This window comes from Bifidobacterium sp. M0353 (assembly GCF_016100645.1).
Lineage (GTDB): Bacteria > Actinomycetota > Actinomycetes > Actinomycetales > Bifidobacteriaceae > Bombiscardovia > Bombiscardovia choladohabitans.
Map to the genome: position 1 here is coordinate 108,442 of NZ_JACFSB010000001.1, position 25,597 is coordinate 134,038.

26 protein-coding genes and 1 pseudogene are annotated in these 25,597 nt (G+C 62.7%); 18 read left to right on the top strand and 9 right to left on the bottom strand.

Features of this window, described 5'->3' with window-relative positions:
* Positions 1–18: 18 nt before the first annotated feature.
* Positions 19–639, top strand: coding sequence for a hypothetical protein (locus H3V04_RS00360; RefSeq protein ID WP_198186839.1), 621 nt, complete (start codon positions 19–21; stop codon positions 637–639).
* A complete protein-coding gene (locus tag H3V04_RS00365) occupies positions 636–2,183 on the top strand; it encodes a WXG100 family type VII secretion target (RefSeq protein WP_198186840.1) in 1,548 nt (515 codons plus the stop codon). The genes H3V04_RS00360 and H3V04_RS00365 overlap by 4 nt, the downstream gene beginning before the upstream one ends.
* Before the next feature lie 284 nt (positions 2,184–2,467).
* On the opposite strand, the gene H3V04_RS00370 is transcribed toward H3V04_RS00365, so the two are convergent.
* Positions 2,468–2,863 (bottom strand): hypothetical protein, encoded by a 396-nt coding sequence (locus H3V04_RS00370; protein ID WP_198186841.1) that lies wholly within the window; start codon positions 2,861–2,863, stop codon positions 2,468–2,470.
* Between H3V04_RS00370 and H3V04_RS00375 the strand changes: the two genes are divergently transcribed.
* From H3V04_RS00375 to H3V04_RS00400, 7 genes and pseudogenes are all read left to right on the top strand, one after another.
* A complete protein-coding gene (locus tag H3V04_RS00375) occupies positions 2,862–3,005 on the top strand; it encodes a hypothetical protein (protein WP_198186842.1) in 144 nt (47 codons plus the stop codon). The genes H3V04_RS00370 and H3V04_RS00375 overlap by 2 nt on opposite strands.
* Before the next feature lie 110 nt (positions 3,006–3,115).
* On the top strand, positions 3,116–3,685 hold the full coding sequence (locus tag H3V04_RS00380) for a DUF805 domain-containing protein (protein ID WP_198186843.1): 570 nt from the start codon (positions 3,116–3,118) through the stop codon (positions 3,683–3,685).
* Positions 3,686–3,848: 163 nt separating this feature from the next.
* On the top strand, positions 3,849–4,268 hold the full coding sequence (locus H3V04_RS00385) for a hypothetical protein (RefSeq protein WP_232342388.1): 420 nt from the start codon (positions 3,849–3,851) through the stop codon (positions 4,266–4,268).
* Positions 4,269–4,271: 3 nt separating this feature from the next.
* The gene (locus H3V04_RS00390; RefSeq protein WP_198220169.1) at positions 4,272–4,712 is read left to right on the top strand and encodes a YbjN domain-containing protein; all 441 of its coding nucleotides are present in this window, start codon (positions 4,272–4,274) and stop codon (positions 4,710–4,712) included.
* A 1-nt stretch (position 4,713) separates the two neighbouring features.
* Positions 4,714–6,018 carry an FHA domain-containing protein gene (locus H3V04_RS10475; protein WP_373564625.1) on the top strand — a complete coding sequence of 435 codons (1,305 nt, stop codon included), beginning with the start codon at positions 4,714–4,716 and terminating at the stop codon, positions 6,016–6,018.
* Positions 6,019–6,106: 88 nt separating this feature from the next.
* Positions 6,107–6,230: pseudogene (locus tag H3V04_RS10435) on the top strand (4-hydroxy-tetrahydrodipicolinate synthase); the annotation flags it as partial.
* Positions 6,231–6,238: 8 nt separating this feature from the next.
* Entirely contained in the window at positions 6,239–6,733 is a 495-nt protein-coding gene (locus H3V04_RS00400) for a hypothetical protein (RefSeq protein ID WP_198186847.1), read from the top strand.
* Here H3V04_RS00400 and H3V04_RS00405 read toward each other — a convergent pair.
* Positions 6,730–7,032: a hypothetical protein gene (locus H3V04_RS00405; protein ID WP_198186848.1), complete on the bottom strand. Its 303-nt coding sequence runs from the start codon at positions 7,030–7,032 to the stop codon at positions 6,730–6,732. The genes H3V04_RS00400 and H3V04_RS00405 overlap by 4 nt on opposite strands.
* Positions 7,033–7,181: 149 nt before the next feature.
* A complete protein-coding gene (locus H3V04_RS00410; RefSeq protein WP_198186849.1) occupies positions 7,182–7,424 on the bottom strand; it encodes a hypothetical protein in 243 nt (80 codons plus the stop codon).
* On the opposite strand from H3V04_RS00410, the gene H3V04_RS00415 reads away from it, so the two are divergent.
* From H3V04_RS00415 to H3V04_RS00430, 4 genes are all read left to right on the top strand, one after another.
* The gene (locus tag H3V04_RS00415; protein ID WP_198186850.1) at positions 7,423–7,566 is read left to right on the top strand and encodes a hypothetical protein; all 144 of its coding nucleotides are present in this window, start codon (positions 7,423–7,425) and stop codon (positions 7,564–7,566) included. The genes H3V04_RS00410 and H3V04_RS00415 overlap by 2 nt on opposite strands.
* A gap of 320 nt (positions 7,567–7,886) precedes the next feature.
* Positions 7,887–8,666, top strand: a complete 780-nt coding sequence (locus tag H3V04_RS00420) for a hypothetical protein (protein ID WP_198186851.1) — start codon at positions 7,887–7,889, stop codon at positions 8,664–8,666.
* Positions 8,667–8,903: 237 nt separating this feature from the next.
* Positions 8,904–9,815: a 4-hydroxy-tetrahydrodipicolinate synthase gene (dapA, locus tag H3V04_RS00425; protein ID WP_198186852.1), complete on the top strand. Its 912-nt coding sequence runs from the start codon at positions 8,904–8,906 to the stop codon at positions 9,813–9,815.
* Positions 9,816–9,877: 62 nt separating this feature from the next.
* Positions 9,878–11,731 carry a ribonuclease J gene (locus tag H3V04_RS00430; RefSeq protein WP_045935108.1) on the top strand — a complete coding sequence of 618 codons (1,854 nt, stop codon included), beginning with the start codon at positions 9,878–9,880 and terminating at the stop codon, positions 11,729–11,731.
* An 88-nt stretch (positions 11,732–11,819) separates the two neighbouring features.
* On the opposite strand, the gene H3V04_RS00435 is transcribed toward H3V04_RS00430, so the two are convergent.
* Both H3V04_RS00435 and H3V04_RS00440 read right to left on the bottom strand, forming a co-directional pair.
* The gene (locus tag H3V04_RS00435; protein ID WP_198186853.1) at positions 11,820–12,887 is read right to left on the bottom strand and encodes a 2,3-butanediol dehydrogenase; all 1,068 of its coding nucleotides are present in this window, start codon (positions 12,885–12,887) and stop codon (positions 11,820–11,822) included.
* Positions 12,888–13,003: 116 nt separating this feature from the next.
* On the bottom strand, positions 13,004–13,801 hold the full coding sequence (locus tag H3V04_RS00440) for a hypothetical protein (RefSeq protein WP_156149563.1): 798 nt from the start codon (positions 13,799–13,801) through the stop codon (positions 13,004–13,006).
* A 174-nt stretch (positions 13,802–13,975) separates the two neighbouring features.
* Here H3V04_RS00440 and pepN point away from each other — a divergent pair, with 174 nt between their 5' ends.
* From pepN to H3V04_RS00455, 3 genes are all read left to right on the top strand, one after another.
* Positions 13,976–16,591, top strand: coding sequence for an aminopeptidase N (gene pepN, locus H3V04_RS00445; RefSeq protein WP_198186854.1), 2,616 nt, complete (start codon positions 13,976–13,978; stop codon positions 16,589–16,591).
* 99 nt (positions 16,592–16,690) lie between these two features.
* A complete protein-coding gene (glmM, locus tag H3V04_RS00450; RefSeq protein WP_198186855.1) occupies positions 16,691–18,067 on the top strand; it encodes a phosphoglucosamine mutase in 1,377 nt (458 codons plus the stop codon).
* Between the two features lie 30 nt (positions 18,068–18,097).
* Entirely contained in the window at positions 18,098–18,751 is a 654-nt protein-coding gene (locus tag H3V04_RS00455) for a peptide deformylase (protein WP_198186856.1), read from the top strand.
* A 14-nt stretch (positions 18,752–18,765) separates the two neighbouring features.
* On the opposite strand, the gene H3V04_RS00460 is transcribed toward H3V04_RS00455, so the two are convergent.
* Positions 18,766–19,449 carry an SOS response-associated peptidase gene (locus H3V04_RS00460; protein ID WP_198186857.1) on the bottom strand — a complete coding sequence of 228 codons (684 nt, stop codon included), beginning with the start codon at positions 19,447–19,449 and terminating at the stop codon, positions 18,766–18,768.
* Between the two features lie 226 nt (positions 19,450–19,675).
* Between H3V04_RS00460 and H3V04_RS00465 the strand changes: the two genes are divergently transcribed.
* Positions 19,676–20,794 carry a zinc-binding dehydrogenase gene (locus H3V04_RS00465; RefSeq protein ID WP_198186858.1) on the top strand — a complete coding sequence of 373 codons (1,119 nt, stop codon included), beginning with the start codon at positions 19,676–19,678 and terminating at the stop codon, positions 20,792–20,794.
* Positions 20,795–20,929: 135 nt separating this feature from the next.
* On the opposite strand, the gene H3V04_RS00470 is transcribed toward H3V04_RS00465, so the two are convergent.
* Positions 20,930–22,060 (bottom strand): glycerate kinase, encoded by a 1,131-nt coding sequence (locus tag H3V04_RS00470; protein WP_198186859.1) that lies wholly within the window; start codon positions 22,058–22,060, stop codon positions 20,930–20,932.
* A 27-nt stretch (positions 22,061–22,087) separates the two neighbouring features.
* A complete protein-coding gene (locus H3V04_RS00475) occupies positions 22,088–23,386 on the bottom strand; it encodes a GntP family permease (protein WP_110424965.1) in 1,299 nt (432 codons plus the stop codon).
* A 198-nt stretch (positions 23,387–23,584) separates the two neighbouring features.
* On the opposite strand from H3V04_RS00475, the gene H3V04_RS00480 reads away from it, so the two are divergent.
* Positions 23,585–24,799 carry a sugar diacid recognition domain-containing protein gene (locus H3V04_RS00480; RefSeq protein ID WP_198186860.1) on the top strand — a complete coding sequence of 405 codons (1,215 nt, stop codon included), beginning with the start codon at positions 23,585–23,587 and terminating at the stop codon, positions 24,797–24,799.
* Here the strand turns inward: H3V04_RS00480 and H3V04_RS00485 are convergent.
* A complete protein-coding gene (locus H3V04_RS00485; protein WP_198186861.1) occupies positions 24,772–25,515 on the bottom strand; it encodes a DUF4391 domain-containing protein in 744 nt (247 codons plus the stop codon). The genes H3V04_RS00480 and H3V04_RS00485 overlap by 28 nt on opposite strands.
* Positions 25,516–25,597 lie beyond the last annotated feature (82 nt).

A 25,597-nucleotide genomic window follows, 5' to 3' on the forward strand; every position in this document is an offset into this window, starting at 1 on the left:
GGTCGGAGGGAAGCAGCTATGGAAGAGGCTAAGATACAGTTCAGCATGGACATACCAGCCGATTGGAAGGTCATGGATTTCTCTCGCAAGGGAAGGCAGGATTACGCCAAGGAGCAGTCCATGAAAATCATTGAGCAGGTTCCTGCCTTGCATATTTACCGCAAGAAGCTTGAAGACGTCCTCTTCAAGGAGCTGACATCATCCTGGGCTATGGGTGTTCGATACGGAGCCTCCTTGGCGGCGCCCACCACGGATGGTCTGCTGAGCGCCTCTATTACGGTGTCTGTTCTGCCTCCGCCTCCCAACCAAGAGAACGTTTCCGTTTTTGATGCCATTGCCGCCACGGTCCATCAGAATGACGATGAGTCGTCGGGAGATAGCGAATCCGACATTTCCCAGGTCTCAATTCCGGAGGCGGGTATGGCCTTGCGGGTGCTGGGGCATCGTGTTTTGCGTCCTCAGGAAGCTGCCCAGGGGGTCAAATACTCGATTTTCCAAACGTATGTGCCTTTTGGCGGTCGTATTGTGCTGGTGATGGGGCAGACTTTTTGCACGGATGTGGAAACCCAGCTTTTTGAGTTGTTTGATCTGGTTACTGGTACGTTGTCGTTGAAGATTGATGGTGGTGGTCAGCGATGAGTTTGAATGTCGACTGGAGCGTAATCGGGTATACGGCTGATCCTGTGCCGGGCGATCCTGATGGTGTTGGGGCTTGCGCTGCGAGGTTGAAAGGCAAACAAGAGTCGGTCGACTCGTTGGTTACTGTCTTGAACAGGATTGTGCCCGGCAGGGGCGGGTCGGTGTTTGTCGGGGATGCTGCGGACCAGTATGCGAGGAAGCTGTCTCATTTTCCTGAAGATATGAAGAACCTGTCCCGGGGGTTGGAGGGTGCATGCTCCACTCTCAATTCCTGGAAGTCAAGCATGGAGTATTACCAGGGGGAGGCTCACAATGCGTATGAAGAGGCCAGGCGGGCGGTTGAGGATTGGAAAGCGGCTGAGTATGGGCTTGATGACGCTTCTGCCGCTGCACGCAGCGCGCATGTCGCTGAACATCTGATGCGTGCCAGGCAGCGGATAGGCGAGGATGTTCCCAAGGCGGATGAAAATGACACCTTGGATCGTGTCCGGCGGGCTGAGCGGAGTGTGGCTGCTTTCCGCAGTCGGGTGGATTCCGCTCATGATTCGTATCAGCATGCCAAGAAACGTCTGGATTCGACGAGCGATGAGTACAGTGAAACAGCAAGGAGTACCGCGTCCTCGCTGCAGGGTTTTCTGGAGGAGATGCCTTCGGCTTCTTTGTGGGAGAGGGTATATTACAGCAGTGCCTGGAGCGTTGTTGTCAAAGCGGCCGAGATAGGCGGCACGATATTCGGCATTGCTGCTCTTGTTCTGGGCGGCGGCGGTATTATCGGTATACTTGCCTTCGCTTTCGCCGCGATTGGGTTCATCAACGACTTTATGGCTGCTATGGAGGGTGACGAGTCATGGGGGGAGCTCGCTCTTTCTTTTGCTTCTCTTGGTCTAGCAGCGATTGGTTTAAAAGGTGTGGGTCAGGGTCTTTCGAAAGGGCTTGAAGCATTCAAAAGCGGGGGGAAGGGCATGTCGGTTCTTTCAAGGCTGAGGCTTTTGGGTGACCCGACGCGGAAGGGCGGGTATCTGGTTTCGCATTTTTCGAAGATGCTGGGTAAACCGAACGGCATCCTGCCGGTTTCGAAGTGGGCGGAGGGGGCCAAATCCTTGGCGGCGGCTTCACCCAAGCGTACGGGCATGCCCCTGCTGTGGCTGAAGGGATTCGGGCGCGGAGTGTGGTCATCTGCAAAAGCTGTCGGCATAAAGGCCTATGACTCAATGCTGTATACGTATGTCAGGTTTGACAGCGAGGGGTTGAAATTCGTTTCCAGCGATGCGAGAGGAGCGGCTTTCGGGGTCGAGTGTTTTGTTTTCAATAATGGTGGGGTGAAAGGTGCGCTTGCCGCTGTGCGGAAAAGCCCTCTGTATGGGACCGTTACCGACGGAATCCGTTCCGTGGCTAAAGACGAGGTTGATGCCTTGAAGCGTCAGGTCCATAATGAGGATAAAGGCGGTGCCGGGTGGAGGACGTCGGTGTCTGAAAGCCTTGGTTATTTGAAGCCTTTCTCGCCGATGGCCGGGTCTTTGGGGTCCGTGTTGTCGAGTCTGTAGGGTGAAGGGTGAATGGTGATGATGTCTGAGTCGAGTTGTGGGGGTGTTGGTGCCGGCGGGGTGTCGGATGGCGCTGGGGATCGGGTTGATGCGTTTGTCCTGTCGTCGGTCATGTCGCGTGTGGTCGGGAGCGTCCCGCATGCGCGGCCTGGCGCCCGTGAGTTCTCCTTGGGTGGGGTCCTGTGGAAGACGGTGCTGTACGGGCTGACCTATGTGGCCGGGGTCGCCTGCGGCTGGCTCCTCCTAATCGACGACAGCCAGGATCGGGTACGCGCCTTGATAGCTTACTCTGGTTTGCTTGGTTTGTTTTCCATATTCGCTGTGGCTTTCCTGTTGGGGCGGTATGAGGATGGGAAGGGGTGTCCGGGGCCTTGGTTTGTGGTGTTGTCTTTTCCGTTCGCTCCGGGGTTCGGCGTCGTATTTGGGGCTGCCGGTCGCACCTCTGGTGGCGTGTTCCGGTGGATTCTCGTGTCGGTGTCGGTGTTGGTGGTTGTCGGGGTGTTGGTGTTTCCGGTGGTGATGCGGCTGGTGCGTAACGGGTTCTTGTCGTGGGCGGCGATGGTGGTGTTGTGTGTGGTGCCGTCCTGGATGCTGGCCAGGGTGACGGGGTCGGCTGGCGCGTCCTTGTTCTGGTGCTGTGTGGTGGGCGTTGTTGGCGCCTTGTGGTTCGTGCTGGACATGTGGGCGATCGGGAAGTGTGCGGGCACGCATCGTGATGCGGCTTTCGAGTGGCTGGCGGCCTGGGCGCTGGTGTTCGATCTGATCATGCTGATCGCCTCCCTCCTGGGAGCCTCCAAAGATGACGACGATGCCAGCCGATGATGCCGGACGGCGGGCTGCGCCATGGGTGTGCTCGGGTTGATGCCGATATCGGTTGTCCCGTCCCGGCGGACCGTCGGGACGGGTTTATGAAGAAAGGAAAGGTGAGGATTATGGCCAGTGCCCTGTTCTCGAAGAGGCCGCGTCGCGTGGATGTGATGAAGGGGTACGAGCCCATGTACGATGCTACCTTGCAGGAGTGCCTGCAACGGCCCTTCTACCTGTACGCTAGGGGGAAGGGGCGTTCCTGCCGCAAGGAGATGTGGGTTTTCTCCCTGTTCGTCTCGTTCATGGACACCTGCCTGACCCGCGTGTTCTCTTCTGGTCCCTTGGTCGTCATACCGGCGCTGTTCTCCCTGGCGATGCTGGTGCCTATGTATGCCCTGACGGTGCGGCGTCTGCATGATCTGGCCCTGTCGGGGTGGCTGGCGCTCGTCCTCTACGTGCTGATTGTGGTGGGCTTTGGTCTGGTTGTCGGTTCGATGGTGTCGGATGCCTTGGAAGGGCTGGACCCGTCCTCCCCTTCGCCCCTGGGGATCGTCATCCTCCTTCTGGCCGTGGTCATCCGGCTGGTCATCATGTGCGTCCCCTCGCGTCGTCGTCATCCAGTTGTCGATAACGGGAGCTTAGGTACGAGTCAGACTGGCACGGCGCAGTACCCAGTGGACCCGAACGGACAGTGACCCCCTGCTGTAAGAGGGAAGGACGAACCCCGACAATGCGAGATGGAAAGAGACCAACATGAACGGCACTGATACAAAACCAGAATCGACGATGGGCGGCTTGCCGACACTGAGCGAGAAATTGTCGGAAGGGCTCCCGGCCCCTCTTGCCCGCCTTGCTAAGATGCTCGGCCAGAGGGGCGTGCCCGTTTTCATTGATGCCGGCGGCGAGTCGGTTCTGGCCACCCTGCTCGAGGGTGAGGTGCTGTATACGCTGACGGCTGGTCTGGACTCCATCAGTTTCAGGAGTCTGTGGAGCCGCGGGTTCAGCTCGGCCCGGTACCGCGATGCCGCCGATGTCTGCAATGAATGGAACAGCGTTGCGGCCTGGACCAAGGCCTATGCCAGCGAACCCTCGGTGGAGGAAGACAGAGCCGTGCGGGTTTTCAGTGTCGGCCAGATTATGTGGGATGAACGAGAGGATGTCTTCGGGGCAAGGCTGGATGATTCGCTGAATACCGTGCAGGCCTTCTATGCCTGGTTGGGCGAGCAATACCCGGATCCCATACGTATCCCCAGCGGGCCCTATGGAAAGAGAGGCTGAATAGTGACACAGCGTGATGTAGGACCGGCTGCCGTCGTCGATGATGACCGGATCAAGCGGTGGATGGATCAGCAGGATTTCCATGTCGAGTATTATGAGCATGCCTGGATTGGAATGTGGGCCAATATCATGCTCACATTCGCTATGGATGGCGAGCATCAAGAGTATCTGGTGGTTCGTGGGACTGAGAAGGGCAGCCATCCGAATGGCCAGCGTGAGTTGTTTGAGGATGTCTGTAATGCCTGGAACCGGGACTATGAGGGGCCGGCTGCCTATTTGCAAAGTTCCGAGGAAGGCCTGGTCTTCCGCACGGTATTCGTGGTGAACTGCCAGGGCGGCATGGATGATGATCAGTTCGATCGCCTGATGAAGTATGCCATGGCGGGGTCGGACGGTTTCCTTGGCTTTGCCCAAGGGCAGCTGTCGAAGATAAGGATGAGCTAGGGTGAAGTGCAGGGTTAGGCGTGACCGTGCTGCCGGGGCATGTACGCTGGCGGTAAAACCCACCCGGGGTGAAATGCCTGACCTGGCGCTGGCTCAGGTTCTGCTTTCGGGAAGGTATGTGGATTACCTGCTTCCTTTCACTTATGAGGGGGATTTGCGAGAAGCCAGGTTCTACTATGATTTGACCGGAGCCACATCCCTGGACCGTGTTCTGCGGCATGGCATGGCCGCTGATCGGTATGCCGGGGTCTTGCAGGCCATAGGGGATGTGGCGCAGGTGTGCGCAGAGGAGCGCGCAGTTCTGCAGACGGTGCTCTGGCATCAAGATTATCTGTACTTTGCTGGTGATGACACGGTTCCGCGAATGATACAGGTTCCCATCATCGATGGGCCCCGCTTCGATGCCAGTCCCCTGTCCCTGCTTTTCAGACTCAGCAAGGTCGATACTGGCACTTTTGGGCATCCGGAGTGGTCTCGGTCGGTTGAGGCGTTCGTGCAAACAAGCAAGGAGTTCGATGCGGAAGCCTACCATGCCATGCTGGCATCAATCCTCCCGGCAGGCAGATTCCGGACCCTGCCGGGGGGTGATGGCGCCAGCGTCGAGTCCTCGGGCTCTGAAGCTCGGAGCCAGGTTGGTGCCGGGACGGGCCCATCCGGCGCGGATCCAACCGGGGACCATGCGGGTGAATCCCATGGCGATGAGGATGAGTACTACTCGGAAACGATTCTCAAGCTGCCGGAGGAGGGAGCTACCACGGAGGCTCCCTCTGGGGATCGGTCTCTGGAATCGGATGGCAATCCGGGAATTCGACTTTCGGATAGGGGCAATGATGGGGGCACCGTTCTGGGTATGTCCCCTCATCCAGACCGGGATATATGCGGGGCGGGTGAAACCTCCGGCGTTTCCGGCGATGAGGGGCCGGCCAGCCTCAACATGAGTAGGAGGCCCCGCTTCCGTGTCACCAGAATCCGAGATGGATACCGGGTGAATTGCAGCCAGAATACGGCCACCATAGGCAGATCCGCCCAGGCTGACATCCATATGGGCGGCAACATGAACGTCAGCAGGATACATGCCCAAATCCGCCGCCTTCCTGGTGGCGGGTTCGAGATAACAGACCGGCATTCCTCCAATGGAACCAGGGTGTCCGGCCGTCTGCTCGCCCCTGGTGAAACTGCGCCTGTCGGCCCCTCGGGCGCCTTCTCTCTTGCTGATTCCGACTTCATAATCGAGGAGCTTGACCGGGAAGGGGCGACGGGATCGTGGAGCGGTTCCCCATCCTCTGGCCTGGGAAGTGGTGTGTGATGGCTGTTGGTGTTTCCGGCTCCTTGCGGCTTCCTGTGGGGGGGGGGTCCTGGCTGGAGAGCGCGTCTTCGGCCATGTCGCGTGTGGTGCCGTCGTGGATGCTGTCGATGTGCCGGTGATTTCGGATGCGTTCCAATGACACGGCGCATACGGTGCGTATGGTGGAGATGATCCAGGAGGCAGGGGCGGATGCGCTGCTGGTGGCTGTGCCCTGCTGTTCGTGGCTTTCCCGGAGGAGGAGCAGCCGGGCGTGGACCTGCTCATGGTCGATTCCACCAACGCCGAGGTCCCCGGCTTGGATGTCATTGCGGATGGATTGGAGGGTGACCAGACAGGGAACCTGCCGGTTTCGAAAAGGGCGGAGGGGGCCAAGTCCTTGGTGGCGGCTTCACCCAAGCATACGGGCATGCCCCTGCTGTTCATGAAGGGATTCGGGCGCGGAGTGTGGTCATCTGCAAAAGCTGCCGTTCTTTATATATATGCGACGTTCGACAACGAGGGGGTTGAAACTCGTTTCCCGCGATGCGGGAAGACCCTCTGTACGGGACCGCTGCCTGCGGAACCCGTTTCCGTGGTCAAAGAGGCTGTAAATGCCTTGAAGTGTCAGGACTATAATCAGAATAAAGGCGGTGTCGGGCGGAAGACGTTGGTGTCTGAGGGCCGTGCCTATATGAAGCCTTTCTCGCCTATAGCCGGGTCTTGGGTCCCGTGCTAGCGAAGGTGTAGGACGAAGGGTGGGTTGTGGTGATGTCTGAGTCGAGCGGCGGGGGTGTTGGTGTCGGCGGGGTGTCGGATGGCGCTGGGGATCGGGTTGATGCGTTCGTCCTGTCGTCGGTGATGTCGCGTGTGGTCGGGAGCATCCCGCATGCGCGGCCCGGCGCCCGTGAGTTCTCCCTGGGTGGGGTCCTGTGGAAGACGGTGCTGTACGCGTTGACCTATGTGGCCGGGGTCGCCTGCGGCTGGCTCCTCCTGTTTGACCAGGACCAGGATTGGGTGCGCACCTGGATAGGCCAAGGGTTGCTGCTTGCTGTGCTTTCCGGACTTGCTGTGGTTGTCCTGTTGGGGCGGTATGAGGATGGGAAGGGGCGTCCGGGGCCTTGGTTTGTGGTGTTGTCGCTTCCGTGCGCTCCGGGGTTCGGCGTCATATCGGGTTCCGGCGCCCGCTATTCCGGTGGCGTGTTCCGGTGGATTCTCGTGTCGGTGGCTGTGTTGGTGGTTGTTGGGGTGTCGCTGTTTCCGTTGGTGATGCGGCTGGTGCGCAACGGGTTCTTGTCGTGGGCGGCGATGGTGGTGTTGTGCGTGGTGCCGTCCTGGATGCTGGCCAAGGTGACGGGGTCGGCTGGCGTGTCCTTGTTCTGGTGCTGCGTGGTGGGTGTCGTGGGCGCCTTGTGGTTCGTGCTGGACATGTGGGCGATCGGGAAGTGCGCGGGCACGCATCGTGACGCGGCCTTCGAGTGGCTGGCGGCCTGGGCGCTGGTGTTCGATCTGATCATGCTGATCGCCTCCCTCCTGGGAGCCTCCAATGATGACGACGATGCCAGCCGATGACCCCGGATGCCCAGGCCGGGCTGGACCCGTCCGTTTCCTCCGTGGTCAAAGACGATGTCGATGCCTTGAAGCGGCAAGTCTATAATCAGGATAAAGGCGGTGTCGGGTGGAAGACGCTGGTGTCTGAGGGCCTTGGTTATTCGAAGCCCTTCTCGTCGTTGGCCGGGTCTTGGGGGTCCGTGCTTGTGCAGGAGTAGGACGAACTCCGGCGATGCGGGATGGGAAGAGGCCTGCATGAACGACACTGATATAAGAACGGAATCAACGCTCTGGCGGGTCGAGTGGCGGATTCGATGCTTTGAGCGGGAGGATGGTGTGTGATGGCTGGTGGTGTTTCCGGTTCATTGCGGCTTCCTGCAGGGAAGTCCTGGCTGCAGAGCGCGTCTTCGATCATGTCGCGGGTGGCGGGGTGCGCGCGTCATGCGCCTGCGGGTGAGCGTGCCTTTTCGCGTGCCGGCGTGGTGCGCAAGCTGGCGGTGTACGGGGCGGCCTTTCTGGCGGGGTTTGTGCCGGGCTGGGCGTTCCTGTACGGGGATGAGCAGTGGATGCGCGACCGTTTTGTGCAGTTCTGCTTGGCGGGCCTGTTCTCGGTTTTTGCGATGTGGTGGTTTTTGGGCCGGTTCGAGAGCCGTGGGGGGCGTCCGGGGTTCTGGTGCCTAGCGCTGACGATGCCGACGATGCCCTGCTGGGGGGTGATGTTCGGTGCGATGACTGGCGAGCGTCCGGGGGTGATGCGCTGGGTGTTCGTGTCGGTGGCTGTGCTGGTGGTGGCCGGGGTGACCTGGCTGCGGTTCGTGTCGGATCTGGTGCGTGGCCGTGTGGCGGCGTGGGCGGCTTCGGCTGCGTCGTGTGTGCTGCCGTCGTGGATGCTGTGCCTGTTGTCCGGGGGTTCCCCCTTGTCGTGTCTGCCCTGGTGCGTGGCGGTGGGCGCGACGGGCGCCTTGTGGTTTCTGCAGGACCTGTGGGCAATCGACTATTGCGCGGGCGACGACCGTGACGCCTCCTTCGAGTGGCTGGCGGCCTGGGCGCTGATCTTCGACCTGATGACCCTGGTGGCCGCCCTGGCACGCGGCAGCACCGCCGTGCAGGACCAACAATGAGCTTGCCCCGGGATGCTGCTCTCTGCTTATAGGCACGGATCGAACGCGCAGCGTGGGAGGCAGCAGGGTGGCCTGGCCGGCCCTGCCATCTGGCTTATGCTGCTGGGGACCGTCTCTTTCCCCTCTTGTTGATTTGGGCAGGGTTCATGGAGGTTCGGCGCACGTTACTTGTCCAAGACTGACAGTGGGGGGGTGTCGCGAAGGTGATGAGTCCCCGTCTGCAAGTAGCGTTGAAGTATGTCTGAGCTTCAAACCCATCTATTGGATAAGGCCCCGTTCGGGCGGGTCGTGCCGGCCATGGTCACCCCCATGAACCATGACGGGTCCGTGGATTTTGAGGCCGCTGGCAAACTGGCCCGCAGGCTTGTGGCTGATGGGGCGGATGGGTTGCTGGTCAACGGCACCACCGGTGAATCTCCGGCCACCCACATGGAAGAGAAAGTCGATTTGGTACGAGCCGTCAAGGATGCCGTCGATGTGCCCGTCATCTCTGGAGCAGGCTCCAATGATACGGCGCACACGGTACGCATGGCCGAGATGACCCAGGAAGCCGGGGCGGATGCCCTGTTGGTGGTCATGCCGTACTATTCGCGGCCCTCCCAGGATGGGGTTGTAGCGCATTTCAGGTCCGTCTGCCGGTCTGCGGATCGTCCTATCGTGCTCTACGATGTACCTGGCCGCACTGGGTTGCACGTGACTGTGGATACCTACCGTCGTCTTGCCGAATTGCCGCATGTGGAGGCCGTCAAGGATGCTACGGGTGACTTGGCTTCCGTGCCTCGCAAACGTCGGGAGACCGGCCTGACCTGGTACTCGGGTGATGACGGGCTTTTTCTGCCTTTCCTGGCCCTGGGTGCGGTCGGTGTCATTTCGGTGATTGCCCATGTGGCGTCCGGACCCATGAGGCGCCTGGCCGACGACTTCGATGCTGGCGACCTGGACGGCGCAAGGGATCTGGCCTTGCGTCTGGACCCGCTGGTCCAGGCTCTGAACGGCCAAGGGCAGCAGGCGGTCATGGCCAAGGCCGCTTTGAAAGTGGCCGGCGTCTTGGACAGCACGACGATGAGACTCCCTAATCTTGGGCCTGGCAAGGACCAGCTGACCCAAGCCGAGAAAGGCATGAAGGCCGCAGGGCTGATGCGTTCCTGACAAGCAACCAAGCGTCGTCCCTGTATCAGGCAGGGGCACAGATGATAGAAACACAAGTGAGAATGGCAAGAAAACAAGAAGAATCAAACACGACCGGCAAGAGCAGAAATCGTCGGTCCTCCTCCAAGAACGGCAAGCAGGGGTCTGGCAGGTCCCGGGGTGAATCCCGCAGCCGCCGCAACGGCGCCATTGCCCGCGGCAAGGGCACCCAGACCGAGCAGCGTCTGGTGGCGCCCCCCAAGTACCGTAAGGGCTCTATGCGTATTGTCCCCCTTGGTGGCTTGGGGGAGATTGGCCGGAACATGAATGTGATCGAGTACAACGGACACATTCTGCTGATTGACTGCGGTGTGCTCTTCCCGGAGGAGGAGCAGCCGGGCGTGGACCTGATTCTGCCCGACTTCAGTTATATCAAGGACAAGCTGGATCAGGTGGATGCCCTGGTGCTGACCCATGGGCATGAGGATCATATCGGCGGCGTGCCCTATCTGCTCAAGCTGCGTCCTGATATCCCCCTGATTGGCTCCAAGCTGACCCTGGGGTTCGTGGATGCCAAGTGTGAGGAGCATCATCTCAAGCCCACCGAGGTTGAGGTCAAGGGCCGCGACAAGCTCAAGGTGGGCCCCTTCAGCCTGGAGTTCGTGGCGGTCACCCATTCCATTCCTGACGCCCTGGCCGTCTCGGTGCGCACTCCGGCGGGTCACATCATCGACACCGGCGACATGAAGATCGACCCGTTGCCTTTGGACCATCGTCTAACTGACCTGCGGGAGTTCGCCAAGCTGGGTGAGTCCGGTGTGGACCTGCTCATGGTCGATTCCACCAACGCCGAGGTTCCCGGCTTCGTCAAGCCCGAGATCTCCATCGCCCCCGCCTTGGACAAGGCCTTCGCCGAGGCTCAGCGCAAGATCATCGTGGCCTCCTTCTCCAGCCACGTCCACCGGGTGCAGCAGGTTGTCGACGCCGCCCACAAGTTCGGTCGCAAGGTGGTCTTCGCTGGCCGGTCCATGGTCCGCAACATGTCCATCGCCTCCGACCTGGGCTACCTTCACCTGCCCGAGGACACCGTGGTCGACCTCAAGGATGCCCACAGCATTCCCGACGAGAAGATCGTCTACATGTGCACCGGATCCCAGGGCGAGCCCATGGCGGCTCTGGGCCGCATCGCCGACGGGACCCATCGTGACATCACCATCAATGAGTTCGACACGGTCATCCTGGCCAGCTCACTGATTCCCGGCAACGAGCACGAGGTCTACAAGGTCATCAACAAGCTGGTGCGTCTGGGCGCCAAGGTGGTCAATCGAGACAACGCAGCCATCCACGTCTCCGGCCACTCCGATGAGGGCGAGCTACTGCATTTCTATAACATCGTGCAGCCCAAGTGCGCCATGCCCATCCACGGCGAGAACCGGCATTTGGTGGCCAACGGCCTGATTGCCGTCAAGACCGGCGTGGATCCGCAGAATGTGGTCCTGGCCGAGGACGGCGACGTGGTTGATCTCTACCACGGCCAGGCCGCCGTGGTCGGATCCGTGCCTTGCGGATACGTCTATGTGGACGGCGACTCGGTGGGTCAGCTGACCGACGACGAGCTGGAGCAGCGCCGGATTCTGGGCACCGAGGGCTTCGTCTCCGCCTTCGCCGTGGTCGACACCGAGACCAGCAAGGTCGTCTCCGGCCCCAAGCTCTACCTGAACGCCGTGGCCGAGGACGAGAGCGAGTTCAAGTCCATCAACTCCCAGATAGTTGATCAGCTTGAGGATGCCATGTCCAAGGGGACCACCGGCACCTACCAGCTCCAGCAGATGATGCGCCGCACCCTGGGCGGCTGGATCTCCCGCAAGCTGCACCGCCGGCCCATGATCGTGCCCGTGGTGGCCGACATCGCCACCGACGTGCAGCCGCAGGACTGATCGCCGCTGCCTGCATACTGAATACCGAAGGCTCCGGTCGCCCTGAAGGACGGCCGGAGCCTTCAGTGTTATCAGCAGAAGGGAGCGTTTACATGCTCACGATGATCTTGACGTGGTTTTCCGCGTCCTCACGCAGCGGACGGAAGCCCTTGTCCACGATGTCCTCGACCTTGATCCGGTCGGTGATAAAGGTGGACAGGTCGATGTCCCGGTCATGAATGAGCTTGATGGCGTCGGCATGATCGTTGGCGTATCCCATGGTGCCCCGGATGAACTTCTCTCCGAAGCCTAGCTCCTTGGTCAGATTCAACGTGATGGGCTTGCCATGCAGGGCAACGACCATGAGTCCGCCAGTGGCCTTCAAGGCCTCCAAAAGCTGGTGGTCGACCGGCTCGGCTCCGGCTGCATCGAAGGCCAGGTCAGCCCCGGCTTCGTCGGTCTCGCGGCGGACCCTCTCTGCCAGGTCCTCCTTGCTGGGATCAACAACGATGTCGGCCGAATGCGACTGCAGGGCCTTCTCCTTACGAGCCGACGAGAGCTCGGACATGATCACCCGTATTCCCTTTGCGCGCAGAATGGTGCCGATGAGTAATCCCACAGGCCCGGCGCCGCCGACCACTGCGGTCTGTCCTTCGTGGGGATCCATGGCGCGGATGGCGTGGTGGGCCACGGCGAAGGGCTCAATCATGGCAGCCTGATCCAGTGGGATGTCACCTACGGGGAAGACGTGCTCTGCCGGAACCACGATATGCTCGCTCAGTCCGCCGCCGCCTCCGTTGATGCCGATGCCGGCCAGCTTGTCGCAGTCATTGTAGTTGCCGGCCTTGCAGGCTGGACATTCGCCGCATGCGAGTTCGGCCTCGACGACGACCGAGTCGCCCACCTTCATATCCGTGTGCACATCGTCGGCGATGGCCTCGACGGTACCCGAGATTTCATGGCCGAAGACCACCGGCAGTGTCTCTCCTGTCAGGGGATGGGGATGGTCGGGCGAATTCCCGCCGCCGTTGACTGCTCCGTCGTAGTAAAGATGGACATCGGAACCGCAGATGCCCGTGAAGGCGGGGTGGATCTTGATGGTCCCCGGTTTGAGCTCAGGCTCGGGTACGTCCTCCAGACGTACATCTTCCTTGCCGTAGTACATCAATGCTTTCATATCGTATATCCTCTCTGATATGCGTGTAGGCCCTGCACGGACGAAGTTGAATAACCCAACATGACATCCCTGCGGGCGGGTGACGCTCCCTCATTGGAGACCGCCCGGTTTCCATACTACCGTGGATATGCGGTCACCGTAAGGGGAGTTTCGACCAGGACCTCGCCGCCCTGGTCGAAGTCGAAGTCGCCCAGCCAGTGTCCGAACCTGCTGGGTCCCTTGCCGCACCAAACCACACAGGCGCTGCGGTCGGCCTGTCCGCTCAGCAGTCGATTGGCGGTCCCGGTCACCCGGTCGTTGCCCAGACGATAGTCCAGGAATTTTCCGTCCCCGTGGTGACGGGCCACCCGCTGACGCTGCTCCTGGTCCAGCACCCGCCAGGGGTCGGCGGCGCAGAAGACCCGGGCGGGCAGGTCCTGCTCCGCCGCCTGGATCAGGGCCAGGCCTCCGCCCAGACTATGCCCGGTAAAGAGCACCCCACGGTCGGTTCCCGCCCTGCGCCGGGCCAGGTCAAGTGCCTGCTCGGCCAGGATGCCTGCCTGCTGTGTCTGTCCCGGCTCCCCGTTCAGCGGCGGCAGGAAGCAGGTCAGCGCGGCGTGGATGTCGTGGCGGGGGTCATCGCGCAGGTTGGTGCCTGCGTAGACCACGACCAAATGGGCATAGTCCGGGCCGCCCTCCAGGTCCGGGGCAGCGATCATCCCCTCGAAGCCGTTTTCTGGGCAGTAGCGGGACCGCAGTACCCAGTAGCTTCCCAGGGCCGGATCCTCGAACAGGTGTAGGCCCGGCCGGGTCTTGACATCCCCCCGACCGATCCCGTAGGAGTATTGGCAGAGCATGTTGAGCTGCTGAGTGGTGAACCCGGTCCGGACCTGCATGACGCTCCCTTTCTGCCAGACTCGTGAGGCATGGACCATGAACAACCGCCTTAAGGCCCGACTATTCCCGTCCGGACTGCGCCGTCAGAAAAGAGGGGAATCGTCGCGCTGGCCCGTCGGCTGGTGCCCGCATTAGACTTGACATGCCATATCCATACAGGACCTATGCCGATGCCGGTGGGGGCACCGGCATCCATGCGCGAAAGGAAATTCATGCCCGGAGCCAATCTGACTCGTGTGGAAGCCGAAGAGCGAGCCGTCGTCGTATCCAATGTCAGCTACAAGGTCAATCTGGACCTGACCAAGGGGCCTGCCACCTTCCCCTCCACGGCCCTGATCGACTTTGATGCCCGGCCGGGGGAGTCCACCTTTGTGGATCTGATCGCCGACCAGGTGAGCCTGATCGAGCTCAACGGCCGGCGTCTGGACCCGGCCCTGGCCTTCCGGGAGGACCGGATTGAGCTCAACGACCTGCGCCAGCACAACCAGCTGCGGGTGGAGGCCCTCTGCCGCTATTCGCGCACAGGCGAGGGACTGCATCGCAGCGTGGACCCCTCGGACGGCAACGTCTACCTCTACTCCCAATTCGAGGTGCCCGACGCCCGCCGGGTCTATGCCGTCTTCGACCAGCCGGACATCAAGGCGGTCTTCGACTTCACCGTGGACGCCCCGGCATCCTGGACGGTCCTGTCCAACATGCCTCCCGCCTCCCATCAGGACCTGGACAGCCGTACCGCCGAGGGAACCCTGGAGGGCGGCCGCACCGAGGGCGTGACCCGCTGGATCTTCCAGACCACCCCTGTCATGAGCTCCTACCTGACCGCCTTCGCCGCCGGCCCCTACGCCCAATGGACCAGTGAGTATCGGAACGAGGACGGACGGACCATCCCCATGGGTCTGTACTGCCGCCAGGCACTGAAGGACTCCCTGGACGGGGATGCCGAATACCTCTTCGACGTGACCAAGAAGGGCTTCGCCTTCTACGCCAAGACCTGGGACCTGCCCTTCCCCTGGGCCAAGTACGACCAGATCTTCGTGCCCGAATACAACGCGGGCGCCATGGAGAACATCGGCCTGGTCACCTTCCGCGACTCCTATGTCTTCGAGTCCAAGGCCACCGGGGCCCAGATCAACCGCCGTGTGGAGACCGTCCTGCATGAGCTGGCCCACATGTGGTTCGGCGACCTGGTGACCATGAAATGGTGGAACGACCTGTGGCTGAATGAGTCCTTCGCCGAGTTCATGTCGACCCTGGCCACCGCCGAGGCCACCGAGTGGACCGACGACTGGGCCACCTTCTGCTCCGGCGAGAAGAGCTGGGCCCTGACCGAGGATCAGTTGCCTACCACCCACCCGGTGGTGGCCCCCATCCGTGACCTGCACGATACCGAGGTCAACTTCGATGGCATCACCTACGCCAAGGGCGGCTCTGTGCTGAAGCAGTTGGTCGCCTACGTGGGCCGTGAGCGCTTCTTCCAGGGCATCCACAACTATCTGACGGCCCATGCCCACGGCAACGCCACCCTGAAGGATCTGCTGACCGAGCTGGAGAAGACCAGCGGCCGCGACCTGGGCAACTGGTCCCGGCTCTGGCTTGAGGAGGCCGGCATCACCACGCTGACCAGCCTGGTGCAGACCGACGAGCAGGGGACCATCACCGCCATGCGGATCGACCAGACCGCCCCCGAGGAGCATCCGGTCCTGCGCCCGCACCGCCTGGCTGTGGGCTTCTACGACGAGGACGAGTCCGGCAAGGTGGTGCGCACAGACCGGTTCGAGCTGGATCTGGAGGGCCAGGGAGCCGAAGTGCCCCAGGTCGTTGGCAAGAAGCGTCCGGCCCTGATCCTGATCAACGATGACGACCTGACCTACGCCAAGCTGCGTCTGGACCAGGACTCCCTGGAGTATGCCACGCAGAATCTCTACCGGATTGAGGACCGTGTGGCCCGGGCTGTGGTCTGGCTCAGCCTTTGGGACATGACCCGGGATGCGCAGTTCCCTGCCGAGCGCTTCATCAGCCTGAGCCTGAAGGCCCTGGCCACCGAGCATCAGTCCACCACCTTCCGCTACGCCCTGTCTCAGATCTCCACGGCAGCCCACCACTTCACCGCCTCCCGTCGCCGCCAGCCCATGCTGCAGCTGGTGGCCGGCACGCTCTGGGATCTGGCCATGAAGGCCCAGCCCGGTTCGGACGAGCAGTTCCAGCTGGTCCGCGCCTACCTGGGCTACGGGGACGACGCCGACTTCGAGGATCACGCCCGTGGTCTGCTGAGCGGCGACCTGAAGCTGGAGGGGCTGACCATCGACAACAACACCCGCTGGCTGATCATCCACGCCCTGTCCGCCCACGACCTGCTGGCTGACGGCGAGATCGACCGGGAGCTGGCCGCGAAAGACACCACGGAGAACCGGGAGTTCGCCATGGGAGCCCGGGCAGCCCGTCCGACGGATCAGGCCAAGGCCTGGGCCTGGGATCAGGCCCTGCACAACGAGGATCTGACCAACTCGCAGATCGAGGCTCTGGCCGACGGCTTCTCCGGCTCGGGTGACCAGGAGCTCTTCGCGCCCTATGTGGCTCGCTTCTTCGCGGCCGTGGACGAGGTCTGGACCCATAAGACCTTCCACATTGCGGAGACCCTGCTCAACCCCCTGTCGGCAGGCGGGCTCTACCCGACCAAGGCCGACCCGGCCGCCCTGGTCAAGGCGGGTGATGCCTGGCTGGCCGACCATGCCGAGGCCCCCAAGGCCCTGCGCGGGATGATCATCCAGAACACGGAGTCCTCCAGGCGCATTCTCAAGGTCCGCGAATACAACGAGCGGCTGCGCTGAGTATTACGCCTGACCCTGGCCCGGGTGGCGACGGGTCAGGGTCGGGGCCATAATGAATCTGTTGCCTGCATGCAGGATGGTACGTTCGGAGGAGAGCAAATGCCCAGATTATTCGGTACCGATGGTGTACGCGGTTTGGCCAATAGAGACCTGACTGCACAGCTGGCCCTGGATCTGGGCGATGCGGCAGTCCGTGTCCTGGGTCGTGGCGCGGATCGGTCCGCGGGCCGCCGACGGGCCCTGATCGGCCGCGATACCCGGGTCTCCGGGGACTTTCTGGCCTCGGCCCTGGCCGCCGGCATGTCATCGGGCGGCTTCGACGTGATCGACGTGGGCATCATTCCCACTCCGGGCATCGCCTACCTGACCAGCGTGCTCAACGTGGAGATGGGGGCGGTCATCTCCGCTTCCCACAACCCCATGCCCGACAACGGCATCAAGTTCTTCGCCCGGGGTGGTTTCAAGCTCCAGGATTCCAAGGAGGACGCCATCGAAGCGGTCCTGGGCCAGGACTGGGAGCGCCCGGTGGGCGAGGGCGTGGGCCGTGTCTCCCATGACACGGTGACCGCCACCAACATGTACATCGACCATCTGGTGGAGGCCGTGGCCCCTGTCGCCCCCGACAAGACCCAGCCCAAGCCCCTGGACGGTCTGCGGATCGTGGCCGACTGCGCCAACGGAGCCACCTCGGTGGTGGCCCCCGAGGCCCTACGCCGGGCCGGAGCGGACGTGGTGGTCATCAACGCCTCGCCCGACGGTTACAACATCAACAAGCACGCCGGCTCCACCCATCCCGAGCAGCTGCAGGCCATGGTCAAGGCCTCGGACGCGGTCATGGGCGTGGCCTTCGACGGGGATGCCGACCGCTGTCTGGCCGTGGACGAAGAGGGAAACATGGTCAACGGCGATCAGATCATGGGCATCCTGGCCCGCGCCAAGCAGCGCGAGGGCAAGCTGGCCAACGATACCCTGGTGGTCACCGTCATGAGCAACCTGGGACTCAAACTGGCCCTGAAGCAGATGGGCATCGTCACCGTCCAGACGGCTGTGGGCGACCGCTACGTCCTTGAGGAGATGCTGCGCGGGGGCTACACCCTGGGCGGCGAGCAGTCCGGGCACGTCATCAACCGGGAGTTCGCCACCACCGGCGACGGGACCCTGACGGCCCTGACCCTGGCCAAGGAGGTCGTGCGCTCGGGCAAGAGCCTCAAGGAACTGGCCGCCGACTTCCCCCAGCTGCCGCAGCAACTGATCAACGTCTCAGGCGTGGACAAGAACGCGGCCCGCACCAACGCCAAGGTCCAGGATGCGGTCGAGGCGGAGGAGCGGATGCTGGGCAACACCGGGCGGGTCCTGCTGCGGCCCTCGGGCACCGAGCCCCTGGTCAGGGTCATGGTCGAGGCGGCCACCCAGGAGCAGGCCGACCAGGTCTGCCAGCGGCTGGCCTCGGTCGTGGCCGACGAGCTGGCCATCTGAACCGACGACCCAGGAAAGGCGGAATCATCCATGTTCGGCAGAAAGGCGGCCTTCGACGCCGATCTCAACCACCGGGTGGAATCCATGCTGGCCGAGGCTGGCAAAGAGGAGCTCCTGCCTATCGTGCAGATGGGCGAGCCCGTCCTGCGTCAGCAGGCCCAGCCCTACAAGGGTCAGCTGGCAGCCAAGACTCTGAACAGGCTGCTCAAGGCCATGCGCACCACCATGCTTGAGGCCCCGGGCGTGGGACTGGCAGCGCCCCAGGTGGGCCTGGGCCTGGCCATCGCCGTCATCGAGGACCATGTCCGCGACGACGAGGACGATCCGCGCCAGATCGATGAACTGCCCTTCAGGGTCATCATCAACCCCGCCTACGAGCCTATCGGGCAGGCGACCGCGGCCTTCTATGAGGGATGTCTGTCCCTGGACGGATTCCAGGCGGTCCGGCGGCGCTGGCTGGACATCACGGCCAGCTGGGAGGACCGTTCCGGGCGCAAGCACCGCCAGCGCATGCACGGCTGGCCGGCTCGCATCTTCCAGCATGAGACCGACCATCTATGGGGCGAGGTCTACATCGACAAGGCCGAGATTCGCAGTCTGTCCTCCGACGACAACCTGAGCGAGTACTGGGCCTACGACCCGGTCCCCACCGAGGCTGCGCGGGAGCTGGGCTTCACCATCTGAATCCTTCGAACCCTCTAAATTCTCTTGACCCTCTGGTCCAGGGCCATGGCCTCTGTCAGCTCCGGACCGTCCCCCTTCAGGGGCGCCACCGGGTGCATGGTCAGTTCTTCGGAAGCATGACGGCCAGGCTCCACAGCCTTGGGCAGGATCGTACTGCCCTCTGTGCCTGGGTCCAGCCAGGAGTCCAGGTTCTCATCGGTGATCAGCAGGGGCATCCGGTCGTGCACACAGGCGGCCTCCGGCGTGGCCTGCGTCGTCAGGATGGTGGCCGTCAGCAGCCAGGGTTGGCCAGGCCCGGCACGCCACCAGGAGTAGAGGCCGGCGATGTTCAGGGTGTGGCCGTCGTGGGCCTGGAAGTAGTAGGGCTGGTGGTCAGGTGTCCACTCGTAGTAGCCGCTGGCCGGAATGATGGCCCTCTGACTCCTGGCCGAGTCCGCGTAGGTCCGTTTGGTCAGGGCGCTCTCCACCCGGGCGTTGTGGGTGGGGTAAGCCATCTGATCGCTTCCGGACCAGGATGGGACCAGGTTCCAGCGGGCCGGATGCAGATGCCGCTGCCCATGTCGGTCCTGGGCCACCAGGGCGATGACCGACCCGGGGCTGATGTTCCAGGAGGGCTCGGGCAGTCCGGGAGCCTGCCGGGCACCGTAATGCTGGGCCAGGCTGGAGTAGTCCAGGTCGGCCGCGAATCGTCCACACATGAAGCCCATTCTATGGATGCTTGGAGTCCCCGTCGAGGAAACGCCGGAGGCTTCTTCCCGGGCCAGTCTAAATGCTGATTGGCCCCTCTTTCCTGCTAGCATGAAGGTGGTCTGCGGCAGCGGTGCATACATTGAGGATGGCCGTTGCCACAGCGGAATATTCAAGGTTGTTTTTTGCCCTGCCTGGCATGAGGCCGGTGGCGGCATTGCGATTAGGAGATGGTTTATGCCTCAGAAGATCAAGGCGTCGATTGCCTACGGCATCGGCAAGGGCTTTGCCCAGCCCGAGGAGATCATCATTGACGACCCCATTGGCGCGGAGGTCCTGGTGGATGTACAGGCCTCGGGTCTGTGTCATTCGGATCTGCATCTGGTCGAGGATGACGACAAGTTCTTCCCCTTCCCGGCTGTGATCGGCCATGAGATCTCGGGCATCGTCGAGGCTGTGGGTCCCGAGGTGTCCGGCATCAAGGTGGGCGACCATGTGGTGGCCTCCCTGGAGCAGGTCTGTGGACACTGCGCCAACTGCCTCAAGGGCCAGCCGCAGTCCTGCACTCAGCAGCAGGAGTGCGTGCGCGGCGCGGGCGAGAAGCCCCGTCTGTCCTTCCCCGACGGCCGGCCCATCACCCAGGCCTTCGGCACCGGCGGTTTCGCCGAGAAGGCCCTGATTCACGAGAACCAGCTGGCCGTTGTCAACAACCAGGTCAAGTGGGATGAGGCCGCCTGCATCGGCTGCGCCACCATCACCGGAGCCGGAGCGGCCATCAACACCGCCCATGTGCGTCCCGGCGACACCGTGGCCGTCATCGGTACCGGCGGCATCGGCCTGAACATCATCTCGGGAGCACGGATCTGCGGCGCCAAGCGGATCATCGCCATCGACCTGCTGGACAACAAGCTGGAGTTCGCCCGCAAGTTCGGCGCCACCGACGTCATCAACTCCAAGAACGAGGACCCTGTGGCCAAGGTGCGCGAGCTGACTGACGGCGGCGTGGACCAGGCCTTCGAGGCCATCGGTCTGCCCGTCACCATGAAGCAGGCCTGGGACATGCTGGGCGTGGGCGGCACCGCCTACCCGATCGGTCTGACCAAGCCGGATGCCACGGTCTCCCTGGAGATCAACCCGGCCGACCTGCTGGTCCACCAGCGCGGCTTCAAGGGCGTGTGGATGGGCTCCACCAACATCAAGCACGACATTCCCATGTATGCCGACTTCGCTGTGGACGGCAGGCTGAACATGCATGACATCGTCAGCCAGCACATCAAGCTGAGCCAGATCGACGAGGCCTACAAGCAGCTGGTCAACGGCGAGGTCATCCGTTCGGTCATCACCAAATTCGACTGATGACTTCCCACTGTTCAGCATGACTGTTGAAGGTTATGCCGAACAGGGATTCCGACAGGGGTTCTGATTACAGGGGGCTCCGGGTGCGCAAAGCATCCGGAGCCCTTTCGTTGTTCTGCTGATCCGAGAGTCGGATCAGGCCAGGAGCCTGCCGATGTTCTCGGCCACTGCGGATAGGTTGTCGGCGGCCTTGGCCATGGCATCCTCAAGGCTGACGGCCCCCGGGCTGATGCTGAAGATGGCGTCGATGCCCACCTTGTAGAGCTCTTCGGTCCCGGCGCCCACGTTGCCGGCCAGGGCGATGACCTTGCAGCCGGGGGAGGATTCCTTGACGGCCTGGGCTGTGCCCATGGGGGTCTTGCCGAAACCGGTCTGGAAGTCGATGCCGCCCTCGCCTGTGAAGCAGAGGTCGGCGCCACGGGCCAGCTCCTTAAGACGGGTGGTCTCCACCACGATGCTGACGCCCGAGGCCATGACAGCCGGAGTGAAGGCCAGGAATCCCGCGCCCAGACCGCCGGCGGCCCCTGCGCCCGGCTTGGTCTCCACCTCCCGATGCAGGTCCTCGCGAATGACGGCTGCATAGTGGGCCAGGGCCGCATCCAGGGTGGCCACCATGGATGGGTCCGCTCCCTTTTGCGGTCCGAAGACGGCCGAGGCTCCCTCGGGACCTGTCAGGGGGTTGGTCACGTCCGAGGCCAGACGAATGCGGGTGCGGGCCAATCGGGGATCCAGCCCGGAGACGTCGATTCGGTCCAGCCGGGCCAGCGCCGCTCCACCCTGGGTCAGTTCATGCCCGTCGGCGTCCAGGAACCGGGCACCCAGGGCCTGGGCCATGCCGGCACCGCCGTCGTTGGTGGCCGAGCCGCCCAGGCCGACGATGATCTCCTGCGCGCCCTGGTCCAGGGCCTTGCTGATCAGTTCGCCCGTGCCGTAGGTGGTGGTGACCAGCGGGTCGCGGGTCTGTTCGTTGACGAACTGAATGCCGCTGGCCGCAGCCATCTCGATGGCGGCTGTCCGTCCGTCACCCAGGATGCCGTAGCTGGCGTTCACGGTCTGACCCAGGGGTCCGGTGACCTGGGCCTGGATCATATGGCCTCCGGTGGCATCGACCAGAGACTGGACCGTGCCCTCGCCGCCGTCTGCCATGGGCACCAGGACCATTTCGGCCTTGAGGGGGCTGCGACGCAATCCGTGTTCGATGGCATTTGCAGCCTCCTTGGCGGTCAGGCTGCCCTTGAAGGAGTCGGGTGCAATGATGATTTTCATGGTTGTTACCTTTCCTGACCCGTCGTTTCAGAAGACCAGATAGACCAGCATGGCCACCAGGGTCATGGTCAGGCCCACCAGGAACTCAAAGGGGACCACCTTCATCCGCTCGCCCAGGGTCATGTTGATGGACTTGGCGGTGACGTGGAAGTAGTTGCCGTGGGGCAGCTGGTCGATGACCGTGGCGCCCGCCTGCATGGTGACTGCGGCGGCCACCCCCGAGGTGCCGAAGGCCAGGATGGACTTGCCGAAGGAGCTGCTGCCCAGGATGACGCCCGTGGAGGTGGAGGCCGTGGCTGCGGCCATGAGGATGCCGGCGATGGGGGCCAGCATGGATCCGGGCACGCCCATGGCGTGGATGAGGTTGACGATCTGCTTGGGCAGGTCGGAGCTGGTGATCAGTCCACCCAGGGCTCCGGCTCCGATCAGGATGAGGACCACATCAACCATGCGCTGCAGGCCGGCGCTGGTGTACGTGAGGATTTTGCCGCCCTGTCCCATGGCCAGCAGACCCAGGATGGATGCCAGGGGCAGGATGTACATGGCATCCACCTGGAACCGCTCCAGCAGGCCGATGTGCAGAATGGAACCCACGGGGTTGAGCAGGAGCAGGACCACGGCGGTGATCGGGGCCACCAGGGAGCGTCCCAGGGAGGGCAGATCCTTGTCCTTGGAGGCTTTAGCCGCGTCCTCGCCCAGGTCGTCCATGGTGACGATCCGTCCGCGATGCTGCATGATGGTGGCCAGCAGGACGGCCATGGCCAGTCCGCATAAGGCCGGTATGAAGCTGCCGATCATGACCGCCGAGGGCTGTATGTGGAATCCCGAGGCCACCGCGATGGTGTTGGGATTGGGGGAGATGATGTTGCCGGCCTTGCCTCCGCCGGACAGCGCGATCAGCAGGGCCAGCTTGGAGATCTTGAGCCGGCTGCCGACCTCGATGGCGATGGGTGCCACGATCAGGACGGCCACGGGGATGAAGACTCCGACGGCGCAGATGATCATGGTGGCCAGGGCCAGGGAGAGGATGGCCATGCGCTCGCCCAGGCCGTCCACAATGGCCCGGGCTATCCGGTTGGCGGCGCCGGACTCCATCATGACCCCCGCCAGCACGCCGGCAGCCAGGACCCGGATGACCGTGCCCATGACGCTCTGGGAGCCGGCCACCACGATGTTGACGGTCTGGCCCAGGGAGGCACCCCCGATCAGGCAGCCTACGATGGCTCCCAGCATGAGCGCATAGGTGGTGTTGAGCTTCTTGAGAATGAGGATGATGGCCAGGGCCAGACCCAGCAGGGCGGCCCACCATGACAGGGTAATGTCCATGTCAGTTCCTTTGATCCGTAACTTGTGCCAGGGACCAGGGTCAGCATCGTCGTAGTTGCCGGACCAGTAACGATCCCATAATTTTTCTCACTTTCAGTGTGGCTCTGTTGTGCACTTTTTGCCAGGGCACCCATACCCGAAAAGCGATGGATGGCGCTGGCGTAAATGGTTCATGTACCATGTTCGTAGGGAGGCGCCATGACCATAGACCCTGCGACGGCGCAGACAATCGTCGACAATCTCAAGGATGTAATCGAGTACAACATCAACTTTTTCGACACCGAGGGAACCATGGTGGCCAGCACTGATCCTTCGCGCATCGGCAGCTTCCATGACGCGGCCCGTCAGGCGGCCGTTGACTGTCGAACCGTTGCCGTGGATCGTCGGCATCCTTATCAGGGGGCCCGTGACGGGGTCAACGTGCCGGTGGTGCTCAACGATGCGGTGGTGGCGGTCATCGGGATCACGGGTCCTGTGAACAAGGTGGGCGCTCTGGGCGGGATCATCGAGCGTATGACCGAGCTCATGCTCTTCGCCAACATGGAGCAGATCGCCCGATTCAACCGGCGGATCATGACCAGCAACCTGGTCAACCTGTTGACCCTGGAGCACAAGGACGACGAATTGATGAACGCCCTGGCCCTGGCTCTGGACCTGGATCTGCCAGGTCCACGGCGGGCTCTGGTCGGTCGGGCGCCAGGTATCCGGCTGGAAAGACTCAACCAGGATCGGCTCTACGAGAGGCTCTGCCAGACGTGCTTGTCCTTCGGGGTTCCCCTCTTCGCCGTGAGCCCCAGGGACTTTCGCATCTATGCTCCGCAGATGGAGGATGCCGAGTTGGATGAGTTCGTGACTGCTCTGCGCCAGGCCCTGGGTAGGGTGGTCGGCTCCAAGGTGGTGCTGGGCGCGGGGATGATCCAGGCGGACCCGGGCCAGTACTGGCACAGCTACCGGCAGGCCTGCGTTGCTGCGCGCTGGGCCGGGTTCACTACCGACGACCAGCGGTATCGGTACGAGCAGATGGGCGTGGGGCGGCTGATCACCTCACTGCCCATCGAGCAGTGCCGGGCCTTTGTGGATCAGGTCTTTGCTGGTCTGGAGTCGGATCGGGTGGATCGGTTCGAGAGGGTTTTCAGTGCCTACACCCGGCACAACGGCAGCATCACCCACGCCGCCCAGGAGCTGTTCATCCACAAGAACACCATGCAGAACCGACTGGATGCCCTGGCCAGAGAGACAGGGTACAACCCCCGACGCCTGAGCGATTATCCCATCCTGGCCACGGCCTTCGAACTGCGCAGATATCTGGCCTACAGGGATATTCCCGACGAGAGCGCCGAGTTGGGTGAGCATACTGGGACCGCTGACCGGCCCAAAGTGACGAATCAGGCCTGGCCGGACTCTGCGTCCTGATTCTCTGCCGTCTGATTATCGGCGGAAAGCTGCTTCAGCTCTGCACGGACCTTCTGGAGCTTGGCGAAGGCCGTGTTGCGGTCCTGGGTGGTTTTGGCCCGGCCGTGGTCCCCGGTCAGCTTGGCCTCCTGGGCCTTGAGCAGGTCGATGCGCTCGCGGACGGCGAGGCGGCTGTCCAGATCCGTGCCGTCAGCCTGGTCCAGGGTCACCTGGGCACACAGGCTGTCCCAAACCTGGTCCATATCGTCGCCGACCAGGGTCAACTTGGTCTTATCGGCAGGGCGTGGCCTGCCCAGGTGGAGCGTATGTCTGGTCTCATGACCGGCTTTGGTGGGCAGGGCCCGGCGGACGGCCGGGGTGCAGGCCAGACCCTCTTCGCCCTGGTGAATGGTGATGAAAACCATACCTGAGGAGCGCATGGCGGCGATATGTTCCAGCACGTCCTCCGGCACATCGGGGGTCTTCAGCCCGATGGCCATGACCAGCACCTCATGGCAGTGCGCGCCATCCGCCACCGGGATGGTCCCGGGCCGCAGCAGGGCCAGCATGACGATTCTGTCGACGCTGGTGGAGAAGTGCTGACGCAGCCGTGAGGAGACGGGCGGCCGTGTGGTGAAAGCCCGTATGGGCAGTTCGCCCTTGGCTGCTGGAATGGCGGTGTTGGGCGGCAGGCCCAGGGAAAGCGCGGATACGCCTTCGTAGCTTGCGATTGTCATCCTTGGCCTTTCTGTCGCTGTTCCCGTCATTCTACCGGCAGGAGCGCGACCAGGGCCAGGAGTGTCCGTTTGCCGGCATGGT

Coding starts and splice junctions, on each gene's coding strand:
- H3V04_RS00475 (WP_110424965.1), bottom strand. CDS start 23,386: ATGGACATTACCCTGTCATGGTGGGCCGCCCTGCTGGGTCTGGCCCTG.
- dapA (WP_198186852.1), top strand. CDS start 8,904: ATGTCTGAGCTTCAAACCCATCTATTGGATAAGGCCCCGTTCGGGCGG.
- H3V04_RS00375 (WP_198186842.1), top strand. CDS start 2,862: ATGTGGGCGATCGGGAAGTGTGCGGGCACGCATCGTGATGCGGCTTTC.
- H3V04_RS00420 (WP_198186851.1), top strand. CDS start 7,887: ATGGCTGGTGGTGTTTCCGGTTCATTGCGGCTTCCTGCAGGGAAGTCC.
- H3V04_RS00415 (WP_198186850.1), top strand. CDS start 7,423: ATGTGGGCGATCGGGAAGTGCGCGGGCACGCATCGTGACGCGGCCTTC.
- H3V04_RS00455 (WP_198186856.1), top strand. CDS start 18,098: ATGTTCGGCAGAAAGGCGGCCTTCGACGCCGATCTCAACCACCGGGTG.
- H3V04_RS00385 (WP_232342388.1), top strand. CDS start 3,849: ATGCTCGGCCAGAGGGGCGTGCCCGTTTTCATTGATGCCGGCGGCGAG.
- H3V04_RS00380 (WP_198186843.1), top strand. CDS start 3,116: ATGGCCAGTGCCCTGTTCTCGAAGAGGCCGCGTCGCGTGGATGTGATG.
- H3V04_RS00365 (WP_198186840.1), top strand. CDS start 636: ATGAGTTTGAATGTCGACTGGAGCGTAATCGGGTATACGGCTGATCCT.
- H3V04_RS00465 (WP_198186858.1), top strand. CDS start 19,676: ATGCCTCAGAAGATCAAGGCGTCGATTGCCTACGGCATCGGCAAGGGC.
- glmM (WP_198186855.1), top strand. CDS start 16,691: ATGCCCAGATTATTCGGTACCGATGGTGTACGCGGTTTGGCCAATAGA.
- H3V04_RS00430 (WP_045935108.1), top strand. CDS start 9,878: ATGGCAAGAAAACAAGAAGAATCAAACACGACCGGCAAGAGCAGAAAT.
- H3V04_RS00360 (WP_198186839.1), top strand. CDS start 19: ATGGAAGAGGCTAAGATACAGTTCAGCATGGACATACCAGCCGATTGG.
- H3V04_RS00470 (WP_198186859.1), bottom strand. CDS start 22,060: ATGAAAATCATCATTGCACCCGACTCCTTCAAGGGCAGCCTGACCGCC.
- H3V04_RS00370 (WP_198186841.1), bottom strand. CDS start 2,863: ATGTCCAGCACGAACCACAAGGCGCCAACAACGCCCACCACACAGCAC.
- H3V04_RS00435 (WP_198186853.1), bottom strand. CDS start 12,887: ATGAAAGCATTGATGTACTACGGCAAGGAAGATGTACGTCTGGAGGAC.
- H3V04_RS00485 (WP_198186861.1), bottom strand. CDS start 25,515: ATGACAATCGCAAGCTACGAAGGCGTATCCGCGCTTTCCCTGGGCCTG.
- pepN (WP_198186854.1), top strand. CDS start 13,976: ATGCCCGGAGCCAATCTGACTCGTGTGGAAGCCGAAGAGCGAGCCGTC.
- H3V04_RS00410 (WP_198186849.1), bottom strand. CDS start 7,424: ATGTCCAGCACGAACCACAAGGCGCCCACGACACCCACCACGCAGCAC.
- H3V04_RS00460 (WP_198186857.1), bottom strand. CDS start 19,449: ATGTGTGGACGATTCGCGGCCGACCTGGACTACTCCAGCCTGGCCCAG.
- H3V04_RS00480 (WP_198186860.1), top strand. CDS start 23,585: ATGACCATAGACCCTGCGACGGCGCAGACAATCGTCGACAATCTCAAG.
- H3V04_RS00440 (WP_156149563.1), bottom strand. CDS start 13,801: ATGGTCCATGCCTCACGAGTCTGGCAGAAAGGGAGCGTCATGCAGGTC.